At 40.4% G+C, this 15,283-nt stretch carries 12 protein-coding genes and 1 pseudogene; 8 read left to right on the forward strand and 5 right to left on the reverse strand.

Annotated features, from left to right (window positions below):
• The 3 genes and pseudogenes from WBJ10_RS11360 to WBJ10_RS11370 form a co-directional block, all read left to right on the forward strand.
• The coding region (locus WBJ10_RS11360; RefSeq protein ID WP_424290371.1) for a ThiF family adenylyltransferase at positions 1-948 on the forward strand (948 nt) is incomplete at its 5' end.
• A 220-nt stretch (positions 949-1,168) separates the two neighbouring features.
• The gene (locus tag WBJ10_RS11365; protein WP_424290373.1) at positions 1,169-3,385 is read left to right on the forward strand and encodes a PAS domain-containing protein; all 2,217 of its coding nucleotides are present in this window, start codon (positions 1,169-1,171) and stop codon (positions 3,383-3,385) included.
• 112 nt (positions 3,386-3,497) lie between these two features.
• Positions 3,498-3,749 (forward strand): annotated as a pseudogene (locus WBJ10_RS11370) (PDDEXK nuclease domain-containing protein).
• 11 nt (positions 3,750-3,760) lie between these two features.
• Here the strand turns inward: WBJ10_RS11370 and WBJ10_RS11375 are convergent.
• From WBJ10_RS11375 to WBJ10_RS11390, 4 genes are all read right to left on the reverse strand, one after another.
• A complete protein-coding gene (locus WBJ10_RS11375) occupies positions 3,761-5,980 on the reverse strand; it encodes an ATP-binding protein (RefSeq protein WP_424290375.1) in 2,220 nt (739 codons plus the stop codon).
• A 509-nt stretch (positions 5,981-6,489) separates the two neighbouring features.
• On the reverse strand, positions 6,490-6,723 hold the full coding sequence (locus WBJ10_RS11380) for a hypothetical protein (RefSeq protein WP_424290377.1): 234 nt from the start codon (positions 6,721-6,723) through the stop codon (positions 6,490-6,492).
• Between the two features lie 130 nt (positions 6,724-6,853).
• Positions 6,854-7,081 carry a hypothetical protein gene (locus tag WBJ10_RS11385; RefSeq protein WP_424290379.1) on the reverse strand — a complete coding sequence of 76 codons (228 nt, stop codon included), beginning with the start codon at positions 7,079-7,081 and terminating at the stop codon, positions 6,854-6,856.
• Between the two features lie 143 nt (positions 7,082-7,224).
• Positions 7,225-7,584: a hypothetical protein gene (locus WBJ10_RS11390; RefSeq protein WP_424290381.1), complete on the reverse strand. Its 360-nt coding sequence runs from the start codon at positions 7,582-7,584 to the stop codon at positions 7,225-7,227.
• A 123-nt stretch (positions 7,585-7,707) separates the two neighbouring features.
• Here WBJ10_RS11390 and WBJ10_RS11395 point away from each other — a divergent pair, with 123 nt between their 5' ends.
• From WBJ10_RS11395 to WBJ10_RS11405, 3 genes are all read left to right on the forward strand, one after another.
• Entirely contained in the window at positions 7,708-8,088 is a 381-nt protein-coding gene (locus WBJ10_RS11395; RefSeq protein ID WP_424290383.1) for a hypothetical protein, read from the forward strand.
• Between the two features lie 133 nt (positions 8,089-8,221).
• Positions 8,222-12,556: a CusA/CzcA family heavy metal efflux RND transporter gene (locus tag WBJ10_RS11400; RefSeq protein WP_424290385.1), complete on the forward strand. Its 4,335-nt coding sequence runs from the start codon at positions 8,222-8,224 to the stop codon at positions 12,554-12,556.
• 1 nt (position 12,557) lies between these two features.
• Positions 12,558-13,691 carry an efflux RND transporter periplasmic adaptor subunit gene (locus tag WBJ10_RS11405; protein WP_424290387.1) on the forward strand — a complete coding sequence of 378 codons (1,134 nt, stop codon included), beginning with the start codon at positions 12,558-12,560 and terminating at the stop codon, positions 13,689-13,691.
• A gap of 44 nt (positions 13,692-13,735) precedes the next feature.
• Here the strand turns inward: WBJ10_RS11405 and WBJ10_RS11410 are convergent, their stop codons facing one another.
• The gene (locus WBJ10_RS11410) at positions 13,736-14,227 is read right to left on the reverse strand and encodes a TlpA family protein disulfide reductase (protein WP_424290389.1); all 492 of its coding nucleotides are present in this window, start codon (positions 14,225-14,227) and stop codon (positions 13,736-13,738) included.
• 40 nt (positions 14,228-14,267) lie between these two features.
• On the opposite strand from WBJ10_RS11410, the gene WBJ10_RS11415 reads away from it, so the two are divergent.
• Together WBJ10_RS11415 and WBJ10_RS11420 are read left to right on the forward strand one after the other, a co-directional pair.
• Positions 14,268-14,828, forward strand: a complete 561-nt coding sequence (locus WBJ10_RS11415) for an NAD(P)-dependent oxidoreductase (RefSeq protein WP_424290391.1) — start codon at positions 14,268-14,270, stop codon at positions 14,826-14,828.
• Positions 14,825-15,109 carry an NAD(P)-dependent oxidoreductase gene (locus WBJ10_RS11420; RefSeq protein WP_424290393.1) on the forward strand — a complete coding sequence of 95 codons (285 nt, stop codon included), beginning with the start codon at positions 14,825-14,827 and terminating at the stop codon, positions 15,107-15,109. The genes WBJ10_RS11415 and WBJ10_RS11420 overlap by 4 nt, the downstream gene beginning before the upstream one ends.
• Positions 15,110-15,283 lie beyond the last annotated feature (174 nt).

The raw sequence follows: 15,283 nt of genomic DNA on the forward strand, positions 1-15,283 counted from the left end.
GGCGCCGGTGGACTTGGCTGCCCTGTTCTTCAATACCTTGTAGCCGCAGGAGTTGGTTTTATTGGTGTAGTTGATGATGATACCGTTGATGAAACTAATCTGCACCGGCAAATTCTTTATTCAGCAGACGATATTGGGGAAAATAAGTCGCAGGTAGCCGTTGAAAAACTAAGCGTTTTAAATCCGCATGTTAAGTTTTCTGCCTATCCGGTTCGGCTAAGCATTCAGAACGCAGATCAATTATTCAGGGCTTATGATCTGGTAATTGATGGCTCAGATAATTTCCCGACGCGATACCTGGTTAATGATACCTGTGCAGCGCTGAATCTGCCTCTTGTTTTTGGTTCCCTGTTTAAATTTGAAGGCCAGGTATCAGTATTTAATTACCATGGAGGACCCGATTATCGCAGTATTTTTCCTGAACCTCCCGGTATTGATGAAGTGCCCAATTGTGCTGAAATTGGAGTGATTGGCGTATTGCCCGGAATTATAGGCACTTACATGGCTAACGAAGCTATTAAAGTGATCTGTGAAATTGGTGAGGTGCTATCCGGCAAATTATTATGTATAAATGCACTGGATGGTACGAGCAATATTTTTAAGTTTTCTAATGGAAAAGGTTCCGAACAGAAAAAGCATTCACTGCAAGCTGGAATATCAAATAGTACAGGAGATGAAATTACAGCCGAGGAACTGGTTTATTTACAAAATAACAAAGCTGAAGAAGTGTATTTGGTGGATGTTCGGGAAAATTATGAATTTGAAGATCATAATATAGGAGGAGTAAATATTCCCCTGTATGAACTGCAGGACAATATCAATGAACTGCCTGCAGACAAGAAGATTGTTTTTTATTGTCAGACAGGTCAGCGCAGCAAAATAGCTGTTCAGATAGTGAATACTATTTTTAAGGGTAAGGTTTATGCTTTAAAAAACGGAATGATGTAAAATGTCATTCTGTATAAACAAAGTTTGTATTATATTAGATAGCATGAAAAGGATCAGAATATTCAAACTTTAATCCTCATTGAAGGTAACAGCAAGATCATAACTGTCCGCTATGCGAAATTTTATTGAAGATCGCAAACAAGAAATTTCAATCCCCACAGCCCTTTGGCCAAGCCTTAAACCAAATTTTTAAACCACCCCAACTTTATTGAGACAGGTTATGAAAAAAAAATCCGATAACTTAATTATTGCTAGCAAAGAACTTGAACAAGCAAATGAAAGGTTTGAGCTGATTGGTAAGGCAACCAGCGATGGTTTATGGGATTGGAATCTTGAAACCAGCCTGGTTTGGGGCAATGAAGTTCATCAGAAAATGCACGGATTATCATTGGCTGATCCTACTCCAAACTATGAAGAATGGAAATATAGGGTACATCCCGAAGATAGGGAACGAACAGTTAAAACCCTAGAAGAGACGATGGCTTCGAAATGCAACATTTGCATTACTGAATACCGGTTTTTTACAGAAAATACAGGATGGATAAATATTTACGGCCGCACCCTCATCGAACGGAATAATGAAGGAAAACCAGTTCGGTTAATTGGTAGTATGGTGGATATTACCGAACTTAAAAGAGCAGAACAGGCAATAAAACAAAGCGAAGAAAAATACAGAACCTTGGTTGAGCAGGCATCGGATGCCATCTTTATAACCGATACCACAGGTCGATTTATTACCGTGAATACAAGTGCCTGTAAATTGTCGCAATATTCGGAGAAAGAATTATTGAAGAAGACAATCTACGACCTTGCCCTTACTGAAGATATTCAAAAAAATCCATTTCGTTTTGATGAACTGAAGCAGGGGAAAACAGTAACTAACGAAAGAGTAATTAATAGGAACAACGGCATACCGTTAAATGTGGAGGTTACTTCCAAGTTGCTTGCTGACGGCAGATTGCTTGCTTTTGTACGGGATATTTCCGAACGTATAAAAACACAGGCTGAAATTGTTAGGGAAAAGAATCTTTCTAATTCTATTATCAACAGCTTGCCCGGGATCTTTTACCTATTTACTATGGATGGGAAGTTTTTACGATGGAATAAAAATTTTGAAACAGTAACAAAGTATAGCGCTGAAGAAATTGAGAAAATGCATCCGCTGGATTTTTTTGATGAAGATGAAAAAGAACTGGTTTCTCGAAAAATTAAAAACGTTTTTATTTCGAGCAAAGAAACTGTTCAGGCAAACTTTCTGCCTAAAACAAAAGAAAAAATTCCATATTACTTTACCGGCATAGCGATATCGTATGAGGGGAGCCCCTGCATGCTGGGAGTAGGTATTGATTTTTCTGAACTCAAAACAAGCCAGCAGGCATTAGCCAAAAATGAAAACCATTTGCAAGCTATTTTGCAAACCAACCCGGAATGTATAAAACTAGTCGGCATAAACGGCGAATTAGAAGAAATGAATCCTGCGGGACTTGCCATGATAGAAGCCGATAGCTTTGAACAGATTAAAGGTAAATTACTATTTAATGTTATTGATAAGCCCTATCGGAAAGCCTTTAGCCAACTAACCCAAAACGTATTTAAAGGAAAATCTGGAAAGCTGGAATTTGAAATAATGGGACTAAAAGGAACCCACCGCTGGATGGAAACACATGCTGTTCCGCTGAAAGATGCTGAAGGTAAAATAGTATCCTTACTCGGTATTACCAGGGATATTACCGAACGTAAAAAAACGGAGAAAGAAATTATGCGAGTCATAAAACAGTATGATATGATTGCCAAGGCCACCAGCGATACTATTTGGGATTGGGATATTACAAACGACAAGATTTTGTATAATGAAGGGATCACTAATATGTTCGGCTACGAAAAAACAAAAATTGAAAATATCGCAGAATGGTGGAAAACTAAAATACATCCGGATGATATGCAAATCGTTCAAGAAGCAGTAGCTGCAGCCTTTGAAAGGAAGAGCTATAATTTACAATTAGAATATCGTTTTCGTTGCGCTGATGAATCCTTTAAATATATTTATGACAGGGCTTTTATAATTTATGACGAACATAAAAAGCCTTGCAGGATGATTGGCGCCATGCAGGATATTAGTAAACTTAAGGAGAATGAAATTAGTTTGATAGAATTAAACGAAAATCTACAAAAGCAGACCAAAGAACTTTCCATATCCAATGAGGAATTAGAAGGGCGGAATCAGGTACTTCAGGATATTGCCTGGACACAATCGCATATAGTAAGGGCACCTTTAGCAAGAATGATGGGTATTGTGAGCATTATTAAAGATCTGAGGGTAGAATCACCTGATTACGAAGAATGGATTAATCATTTTACCACCTCCGCAAATGAATTGGATAATATAATTAAGGATATAGTTAATAAAACAGATATTACGAAACTAGACAAGTCTTGATGCACTCTAGGTGGCTATGATAGTATGTTTTTTCTCATAAAAGTTTTTTGAAAATGTCAGCGTTCAATAGAGGATGTTATTCATTTATTAAAGTGCTTGAATAAAAAGTAGTCTGAATGAAGATCATCTATACTCTGAAAGCGATCTGGGGACAGCTATTATTAATAAGCTCGCACAATTTATGCTCGAACTAGGAAAGTATTTTCTATTTGAAGGAAGACACAAGCGGATTACATTAAACGGGGATCATTTCTAAGTTGACCTCTCCTTCTATAACCGACTGCTAAGATGCTTCGTATTCGACCTGAAAATTGGTAAACTCACCCACCAAGATATTGGGCAAATGCAGATGTATGTGAATTAAGTTAATCATATTTAAGAAAGAGGCAGTGTAAACCAAAATGTACTGCCTTTGCCCAATTCGCTGTCCACACCTATCTGCCCATTATGCTTTTTAATAATTTCCGCAGAAATATAAAGACCAAGGCCTAATCCGGAATATTGCATACCACTGGTATCAACTCTGTAATACCGATCGAATAAGTGAGTTAACTTATCGGTTGAAATACCCGGCCCCTTGTCCGTCACTGATATTTTAGCCATATTGTTTACTTTTTCGATTTTGATCTTGATTTCTTTGGATTCAGGAGCATATTTGATAGCATTATTGACAAAGTTGATCACTATCTGGTTCACCCTTTCAGCATCTGCATAAACCTGTAGCTCCATTTCTCCTTCAGTAATGATAGTATATATCTCTTCAATACGTATGTATTGGCAGCAATCATCAATTACTTTAGATAGGGTGAATAGTTTTTGATTTATGTGAAGCTGCCCTTCATTCACCCTGCTTGCATTTAAAATATCTTCAATGAGTATAGTAACTCTATCTAAACTTTTATTAGACTGTCCAATGAGGACAGGCAACATTTTAGGAGAAGGATCATCCTTCATTCTGTTCAAAAGTTGGAGGGAAGCTTTTAGGCTAGTGATTGGTGTCTTGAGTTCATGGCTGGCAATACTGATAAAATCATCTTTTTGTTGTTGTAATAACCTAAGTTCATGTATATCTGTGGCTGTACCCACCCAAAGCTGGACTTCGTCTTCTTCATTCTTAATTGGCATAAACCGGATTAAGTGCCACCGGTAATCCCCGTCTGAACGCTTTCCACGGATTTGAAATTCACCTCCATCACTGGTTTCCTGAATCAATCTATATTGATCTAAAGCATTTTGGAAGTCATCAGGATGAATTACCGTCTGCAATCCCGATGCTTTGGTTTGCTCATTCCCCAGTCCGGTATAATCGTACCATCGCTTGTTGTAAAAGGTGACTTCGCCTTCAACGGTGTTTGTCCAGGCTATTTGAGGAATGGTTTCCATCATGTTGCGAAACCGATTCTCACTTTCTACTAAAGCTTTTGTGCGGCTGGCTACCCGTTCTTCCAGTTCCTGGTTTAACTGCACGAGATCCTGGTTAATGATTCTAACCTTTTCTTCCTGATCAATAAGCAGTTGAGCCTTTTCATGAAGTTCATCATTTGCTTTCCTTAATTCCTCTTGCTGAGCTTTTAAAGCTCTGGATAAGATAACTAAATCTGCTGCACGCTTTTCTTTCTCTTGGTTTTGAAAGGCAAGCTCTATGTTCGCCATTCCTAACTCAGCCGCACGCTTTTCTTTCTCTTTGTTTTGAAAAGCAAGTTCCTTATTAGCTATAATTAACTCTTCTGCACGTTTTTCTTTCTCATTGTTTTGAAAAGCAAGTTCTTTGTTCGCAATGATCAGCTCTTCCGCACGTTTTTCTTTCTCCTCGTTTTGAAAGGCAAGCTCTATGTTGGCAATGCCTAACTCTGCTGCCCGCTTTTCCTTCTCTTTGTTTTGAAACGCAAGTTCTTTATTAGCTATGATCAACTCTTCTGCATGTCTTTCTTTCTCTGCTGCACGTTTTTCTTTCTCCCGATTTTGAAAGACAAGTTCTTTGTTCGCAATAATCAGCTCTTCCGCACGTTTCTCTTTCTCTTCGTTTTGAAAAGCAAGTTCTATGTTGGCAATGCCTAATTCTGCGGCGCGTTTTTCTTTCTCATTATTTTGAAAAGCAAGCTCTTTGTTGGCAACGATCAGCTCTTCTGCACGCCTTTCTTTCTCATCGTTCTGGAAAGCGAGTTCTTTGTTGGCGATGATTAATTCCGCTGCCCGACTTTCTTTCTCATCGTTTTGGAAGGCAAGTTCTATGTTCGCAAGGATCAGCTCTGCTGCCCGATTTTCTTTTTCATCGTTCTGGAAGGCGAGTTCTTTGTTGGCGATGATTAATTCCGCTGCACGCCGTTCTTTCTCATCGTTCTGAAAAGCGAGCTCTTTGTTGGCGATGACCAGTTCCGCTGCCCGATTTTCTTTCTCATCGTTCTGGAAGGCAAGCTCTGTGTTTGCAAGGTTCAACTCTGCAACACGTTTTCCTTTCTCTTTCTTTTGGAAAGCGAGTTCTTTGTTGGCGATTATCAGTTCTGCTGCCCGATTTTCTTTCTCTTGAATTTGAAAAACCAGCTCTCTGTCGGTTAGGGCTAACTTACTCGATTTTTTTTGGTTATCTATACCCATTTAGGCTAACTATTTATTTAAAATCGAGAAGGAATCGAAGTAAAGTGGTCCTTCAACTAATTCTTTGACGTCCGCTGATGTGACAATGATGTTCTTTAATAGTTTTACCTATTTTCAGGTCCGTTATGACCGTAACATTAAACTACTTGATGAGAAAAATAATATTGGTAGTGTTTTATATAAACAAGACAATAAAGATATCTGGAAAAGCTCTTCCAATTAATCGAGCTATGGTGATCAGCAAACCGTTGTTTTAGTAGCGATACGTTTATTAACTCTTTGATAGCCTTGAATTTTCTATTTCAAATTTACGGCAAATAAAATTCATTTTTTACCAATAATTAGAATTTATTTAATAGCTCAGACTATTGCAAACTATTAAACGGATGTTAATCTTATTTGATTAAATTTTGTGCTTACCTCATCCAGTTCATACGCAGATGTTAATAAATGATCCAATAGCTCGTTATCTGATTCTTTATCGTTGGGATAATTCCGGATAAGTTCAATTAATCCCATAATACGGACAAGGGGGCCCTAACTATATGAGACTGTATCCAGGCTATCTCCCGAACAGTGGAAATTTGTTGCTCAACAGCCTTGGTATAATTTACACTTTCAGTAATATCCCTAGTGTTTAGAATTATGCCATTTATTGCCAGGTCGTTCCTTTCTTTATCAGCTCCACCGCGTTCTCTTCGCCAATGTTTCCTGACACTAAAATAAAGGGAGTTTCGGGGCATATTTCCTGTTTGATCTTAAATGCACTAAGCCCACCAAAGGATGGCAGGGAATAATCAGATAAAACAATATCAGGTTTTAATTAATTAGGGCTCCCTGGTATTTTTCTCTTCAGTCGCCATGATTTCGTGTTCAAAAATAGCCAGTAATTTCCAAGGCTTGCGACAGCTTGTACAAAGCCATCAAAATCGACAGCTTTAACGATGTAACTATTCGGTCCGCAGAGATAACAGGAGTGGATATCTTTTGTTTCATTAGAGGCTTCCAGTCAATGATCTCTCCTCCCTGTAAATCACCTACAAACCCAAAAAGTGATTTCACTGCGATAATAAATAGCGACGTCCCTACGGCAAGTTTCATAGGCATGTTAGCCAGTAAGACAAGTGCGGGAATAATAATGTTCTATGATCCGTTTTACAATGCTCAAGCCCAGACCAGACCCGGCACTTTGATCTGTTAACCTTTTGAAAGGCTGGAATAGTAAATTAAATTATTCTCAAGGTCTATACCTCTTCCATTGTCTTTGATCGTGATAACTGTATAATCTTTATCCCTCTTACTCGAAACTTCGACGTGAAGCGGGATGTCAAAACTACTGCTCCTATCGGCGCATTTTCAAGAAATACACCAAGATTCTGGAATGTTATGTCACGGGTAGCGGGTTTGGGATACATCATTGTCTCTTTCACCCAGGTTCCATTGGCATCAGCAACAAGTGCTTCTTTGCTCGAAACCTCCTGTCCTATAGTAGCGGCTAAACGTACAAGTGATTCAATCTCCATAATCTCAAATATGAACTTCTCCCTTGCATGGAACACCGAGAAATATAAAGTGTTTGAATACAAATCGAAGCCCTTATTCATTGCGTGTATTAGTGTTAGACTTGGTATTACACAGGATTGATCAATAGAATTGTCATAATCATAATACTTCATCCGTTTGGACAATTCTACAAAAGTTTTAATCTTAGCGGAAAATTAAGAAACTTGAAAAAATCAGCAATATTGGTTTCAATATTCATTTACCTAAGTGCTACGACATGTATTGGTGAACTTTTCAAGGCTCCCATTCTGATGACACATTTTATTGAACACCGTGCTGATGATAGTTCCATTACATTTTACCAGTTTATATATCAGCATTATCAGGACGACGATGGCAATGATAAGGACAATGACCGTGACAGCCAGCTTCCATTTAAATCGCAGGACAATTCGCACAGTAATACCGGCGTCCCACTTTTTATAAATAAAATCCGTTTCGCCCCTGTCTCCGCAATATCACTAGTTGAAAGATCACAATACCGGGAACCAAACATCCCATCGCCGCACCTCTTACGCGTCTGGCAGCCGCCCAAATCTTCTTAAAAAAGACAAACACATTTCTGGTAATAAGTTGCTTGTTTATTTGATTTACAAGGGCTGATATTCCTTTGTGCTATCCGTTCCAGGCATTTCCATGTCCTGATGTCTTTCATTTTTTTAGCTAGGATTATAAATTATGTTAAATAAAATCATTGGATTTTCAATTAAGAATAAACTAATTGTAGGGATTTTTACTATTGTTCTTATCCTCTATGGGGTGTTCGAAATTACTAAACTGCCCATTGATGCAGTTCCGGATATTACCAATAACCAGGTCCAGGTGATTACGATCGCCCCTTCTTATGGCGCCACCGACATCGAGCGCCTTGTGACATTCCCGGTAGAACAGGCCAACAGCAATATCTCCGGGCTCAAAGAGATCCGAAGCTACAGCCGTTTCGGACTGTCGCTCGTCACCATAGTATTTAATGACGATGTTGATATTTATTGGGCTCGGCAGCAAGTTGCCGAGCGCCTGCAACAGGTACAGGCCGAGATCCCAGATGGCATTGGAAGGCCTGAGATGGGGCCTATTTCTACCGGGTTGGGGGAAATTTACCAATATGTGGTACGCCCTAAAAAAGGCTTTGAACATAAGTATTCCATTACAGAATTGCGCACCATACAGGACTGGATTGTTCGCCGCCAGCTCCTTGGGGTTAAAGGGGTCGCAGAAGTTAGCAGTTTTGGAGGCAAGCTCAAGCAATATGAAGTAGCCATCAATTCCAATAAGCTTCAATCGTATGGTATCACCATAAACGATGTTTTCAAAGCGCTGGAAACAAATAACCAGAACACCGGAGGTTCTTATATCGAGCGAAAAGCTGGGGTACTCTATATACGAAGTGAAGGTCTGTTGACTAATGCTGAGGACGTGGGCGATATTGCAATTCCAAAAGCGGGTGGTTCAGCTCCCCTGCTTATCAGGAATGTTGCAGATGTTAGAATCGGGCATGCAACGCGTTATGGAGCACTAACATATAATGACGAGGGTGAGGTTTCTGGTGCTATAGTAATGATGCTTAAAGGCGGCAATAGCAACGTAGTTATCGAAGACATCAAAGAACGGATAGAACTGATTCAAAAATCATTGCCTGAAGGCGTGGTTATCGAGCCCTTTCTCGACCGGACTAAGATGGTCAATAATGCAATAAGCACGGTCAAAACCAATCTTATGGAGGGGGCGCTGATTGTTGTCTTCGTATTGGTAGTCTTTTTGGGAAATTTGAGAGCAGGATTTCTGGTAGCATCGGTTATTCCGTTATCGATGCTGTTTGCTGTAATCATGATGAATATCTTTAAGGTAAGTGGCAACCTGATGAGTTTAGGTGCGCTCGATTTCGGGCTTATTGTAGACGGCGCCGTGATCATTGTCGAAGCCGTGATGCACCAACTAGCCCATTCAAACAAGTTTATTGGGGATTCAAAACTGAGCACCGATGACATGAATCATGAGGTGAAAAGCTCAGCATCCAAAATGATGAATAGTGCTGTGTTTGGCCAGGTCATCATACTGATCGTCTATTTGCCAATATTCACCCTGGAAGGTATCGAAGGAAAAATGTTTAAGCCAATGGCCCAAACGGTTGCCTTCGCTCTTCTCGGAGCCTTCATCCTCTCTTTAACATATATTCCAATGATGAGCACCATTTTTCTAAGCCGCAAGCGCAAGGAAAAATTAAACCTTTCAGACCGGATTATGCTACGAATCCAGTCGACTTATAAGAATGCATTGACACGGGTACTTGTTTTCCCAAAGGCTGTTATTACAGCAACAGTATCACTTTTTGTGATTGCACTGATCATTTTATCGCAGATGGGCGGTGAGTTTATCCCATCCATAGAAGAAGGAGATTACGCAGTTGAAACCCGCGTACTGGCAGGAAGCAACCTTAATACAACCATTGAAAGCACACAAAAAGTCGTTCATATTCTAAAAACACATTTCCCGGAGGTTGAAAAAATAGTCACGAAAATTGGGAGCAGTGAAGTACCTACTGAACCCCTACCCATGGATATGGGCGATATGATTATTACGCTCAAGCATAAGAGCGAATGGACTTCCGCTTCATCTTTCGACGAACTATCTGCAAAAATGACGGCTGCCGCTCAGGAAGTGCCTGGTGTAACGACGAGTTTTCAATTTCCGGTGCAGATGCGATTTAATGAGCTGATGACTGGTGCGCGCCAGGATGTCGTTTGTAAGATCTTTGGCGAAAACCTGGATACACTCTCCTTTTATGCTAAAAAACTGGGAAATGTAGTCAGCCAGGTAGAAGGCGCAACGGAATTATATGTGGAAACTATCAGCGGCCTTCCGCAAATCGTGATCGATTACAACCGCCCTGCCCTTGCACAATATGGATTGAGTGTGAATGAAGTCAACCAGGTCGTGAACACAGCATTCGCCGGCCAGGCAGCGGGAATTGTGTTTGAGGGCGAAAAACGATTCGATTTGGTAGTACGTCTTGAAAATGAGAACCGCCAGGATTTAAAGGACGTCCAGAATCTTTTGGTACCCACCCCTAATGGCTCCCAGATACCATTATATCAAGTTGCGGATGTTAATTTGAAAGACAGTCCCAATCAGATTCAGCGTGAAGACGCAAAGCGCAGAATATTGGTTGGCTTTAACGTAGAGGAACGGGATGTGGCTAGCATAGTAAACGAATTACAGGCTAAAGTGGAAAAATCGATCAAATTGCCACCGGGATACATTATTACTTATGGTGGCGCATTCGAGAACCTAAATGCTGCAAAAGACCGTCTGATGATAGCAGTTCCGGTATCCCTGGCATTAATATTTCTGCTTTTGTACTTCGCGTTCAACTCCATCCGGCAAGGATTATTAATCTATACAGCAATACCATTATCAGCAATTGGCGGTATATTTTTGCTTGCTGCACGTGGTATGCCGTTTAGCATAAGCGCCGGAGTGGGTTTTATCGCACTCTTTGGAATTGCCGTGCTGAATGGAATAGTACTGGTGGCAGAGTTCAACAGATTGAAAGCCAAAGGTGAAACGGATATAAGGCAGATCGTCATTAAGGGTACAGGTACGCGCCTGAGGCCGGTTCTTATGACTGCAGCTGTTGCTTCTTTAGGATTTCTACCAATGGCATTGAGTTCAGGTGCAGGTGGTGAAGTACAGCGCCCACTGGCAACAGTTGTTATAGGTGGCTTGCTCATTGCAACCTTCCTGACACTTTTTGTACTGCCGGTACTCTACATTCAATTTGAAAAGGGATTTAAGGTGAAGACGAAAACCATTAAAGCAGCGACAATCATATTATTACTTTTCACAAGCCAGTATAGTTCGGGACAAACTCCTATAAAACTTGAGGAAGCAATAGATACAGCCTTAAAAAACAATCTTTTGATTAAAAGAGGCATTCTTGAAGCGGAGGTTCGTAAACAAATAATTAACACGTCAATGGATCTGCCGAAAACGCAGCTGAGCGGCGAATACGGAAAATTCAACAGCCCTTATAATGACTCCCGTTTCAGCCTCGTCCAGACTTTAAGTTTTCCAACCTTTTACAAAAAACAGAAAGAACTTTACGAAGAAGAATGGAAAAGCAGCTTGCTGAAAACCAATCTAACTGAAGCGGGAATTAAGATGCAGGTTTCCCAGCTCTACTATTTGTCACGTTACTTGCAGGAGAAGGAAAAGCTACTCATAAGGACCGACAGTATGTACAATGAATTTCTTCGAGTGAGTAAAATTCGTTTTAAGAGCGGTGAAACAAACATCCTGGAGAGCACCAGCGCCTCCAATCAAAAAGGTGCTATACGGCTGCAACTGAACCAGATTAAGCTGGATAAAGAATCATTAAATATACAGTTCACAAACGTTTTGAATTCCCGGCAAGTCTTTACCCCAGCAAGTGGCCCGCTGAAATTTGAAATCGCCACGGACACCTCCCTTATCGCTGAACATCCAGTATTACAACTAGCTGCGCAGCACGAACTTATCCAGCAAGCCAATACCAAACTTGAAAAGGCTCGACTCTTGCCGGATCTTTCTGTCGGATATAATAACCTTAGCATAAGGGACGGATTGGATTTCGGGACTTCTGATAGGTTTAGTTCTGTCCAGGCGGGAGTTGGAATCCCGATTTTCACCAGGGCACAGAAAGCGAAAGTTGAAGCATCCAGATTGAGTGAAGTTGTCAGCAGAAATGAATATGAATTGGAAAAACAAAACCTTCAAAAAAAATATCTGCAAGTCAATTCGCACTATTTAAAAAGCCTTGCAGACGTGCAACATTATGAAGAGAATGCTTTACGCGATGCTAAAACTATCCGCTCGACACTAAGCATGCAACTAGGGAAAGGAGAAATAAACTACCTGGAATGGACCCTCCTTAACCAACAAGCACTTACAATTGAAAGCGATTACCTGGATGCTGTTAATGAACTCAATCAGAACAGTATAGAACTTGAATATCTACTATCTAATTCAAAATAACATGAAATTTTCATCAAATACCGTATATCTTTTCGCCGCTTTTCTACTGCTTATCAGTGCATGCGGATCCAGCAATGAGGAAATTGTACAAACAGAGACCAGCACAGAAACCATTGTTAAACTCACAGAGCCTCAGTTTAAAAATGCAGGTATCAAAACCGGGAGTATTGAACCTAAGTCAATATCTACGGTTTTAAAGCTCAACGGACAGATAGATGTTCCGCCTCAGAACATGATCTCTATCAGCATTCCGCTTGGCGGCTATTTGAAATCTACGAAGATGTTGCCCGGTACCCGAATTAATAAAGGCGATGTTTTGGCTGTCATGGAAGACCCGCAATATATCGAGCTACAGCAGGATTACCTGGTTACTTTGTCAAGGATGTCCTACGCTGAACAGGAACAAAAGCGCCAGAAGGAACTTAATTCAGCGAAAGCTGGCAGCGATAAAGCATTGCAGATGGCAGATTCAGAATTCAAAACTCTGCGAATTTCCGCTGCAGCACTCACGGAAAAATTACGTTTGATCGGGATTGACCCACGCAGGCTGAATGAACGGACAATTACAAGGCAAATAGTTATTCGCTCGCCCATTACAGGTTTTATCAGCAAGGTTAACGGGAATATCGGGAGTTATGTAAATCCTTCCGACGTTTTGTTTGAACTAATAAACCCGAAGGATATTCATTTGAGTCTTACCGTATTTGAGAAGGACCTTAACAAACTTGCAATCGGACAAAGTGCTGTGGCATTTTCCAATAATGATCCTCAGCGTAAATACAACACCAAAATCATACTGATAAATCGTGATCTCTCACCAGATCGGAGTGTGGAAGTTCATTGTCACTTTGAAGAATATGATAAGACACTGGTTCCGGGAATGTATATGAATGCCGAAATTGCCCTCAATGACAAGCAGCAAGCTACTTTGCCTGAAAATAGTGTAGTCAGCTTTGAAAGCAAGCAGTACGTTTTTGTGGAGAAAGATAAGTTCACTTACGAAATGACAGAAGTTGAAGTTGGCGAAATGGAAAATGGGTTTATTTCCGTCATGACGAACCTCGGGAAAAGAAAGATTGTAACCGATGGAGCTTATGCATTATTAATGCAGTTAAAGAATGTTGCTGAAGAATAAGAGGGAAAGGGGGTTAAAGTCTATCTGATGCCCCCGAGCCAAACTTACATCGCATTCTCCTTTAAAAATGCAACAAATTCCTTATTAGAATAGTCTGCTGCACCTTCGTGTCTGAAAATAAGTTGGTCCTTAGTATCGAAAACCAGAGTGGTAGGAAGGATTCCTGTATATAATTCTGCAGGTATCTGACTTGCAGGACGGTATACATCGAGATCATAATCTTTCCTTAACATAAACTTATCTGATTTTACAAGATCAGAATCCATATCGCCCATTAGAAATTCTATTTTATTATCATCACTGAAGTTCTTACGAAGATTATTAATAGAGGGCATTTCCGCTAAACATGGAGGACACCAGGTGGTCCAGAAATTAACAAACACAAGCTTGCCTTTTAACTCCGCCAAACTCACTACTCTCCCTTTCTTGTCTGCAAACTGAATCGAAGCGGGTGAGCTGGTGGTAAATGTTTTATTGGAAACCGGAGGGCCTGGAAGTGTCAGCTGATATAATGCAATTTTTATCAGCCCCTTCATAAGTGTTGCTTTAACATCCGGTACAAACAACATCCCAAGGATGAATATAATTATCAAGCCGTTAATAATATTTGAGATGTTCAACCAGCATTTAGTTAAGCTGATACTCCTCCGTTGCGCTGGATTCAATAATATCGACATCAAACATGCGGCCGAATTCGGGATTAAGGTATTGAAGGTTCCTGCTTATTCTCCAGAAGCAGTGGCTGAGCATGCCATGACGATGATTCTTACCTTAAACCGAAAGACCCATAAAGCATACAACCGAGTACGCGAAGGTAACTTTTCACTGGAAGGGCTGATGGGATTTAATCTTCATGAAAGCAAAGTGGCACTGATTGGAACGGGAAACATTGGAACGGCATTCTATAAGATCCTTAAAGTATTAGGCTGCAAAATCGCGGCTTATGATCCCTATCCAAAGGAGGCACTTTTAGCTGAAGGTTTAATTTACGGCACGCTCGAAGAGACTTTAAAGGACGCGGAGGTAGTCTCCCTGCATTGCCCACTTTCTGAAGAAAATCATCACATGATAAATTCGAACAACCTGAAGCTTTTCAAAAAGGGCGCTATGCTCATTAATACCAGCCTTGGGGCTTGATAGCTACCGCTGATGTTATTACAGCTTTAAAAACCGGGCAGCTTGGATACCTGTGCCTGGACGTTTATGAGCAGGAATCAAACTTATTCCTTCACGACTTGTCGGGCGACATTATCCAGAATGACCTGATATCCAGACTTATTTCTTTCCCCAACGTGCTTATTACTTCACATCAGGGATTTTTTACCAGAGAGCCTATGCAGCAAATTGCGACGATTACTTTTGGAAATGCAGATGCTTTTGCGTTTGGAAGGGTGCTTGAAAACGAAGTAAAATTGTAAGGCCCACGGGCAGAGATTTAAACGCAAACGAGGCTGTAAGTCCGAAGCCTGCCACCCCGACAAATACCAGTTCATCTGGATGCAAAAGCCTCTAAATATCATTATTTAGAGGCTTTTCTGCTTTTAAACAGTTCATATTAATCCGTTTCAATCCATACTTTCTGAGAACCATTA

This window comes from Daejeonella sp., from assembly GCF_049655485.1.
Taxonomy (GTDB): domain Bacteria; phylum Bacteroidota; class Bacteroidia; order Sphingobacteriales; family Sphingobacteriaceae; genus Daejeonella.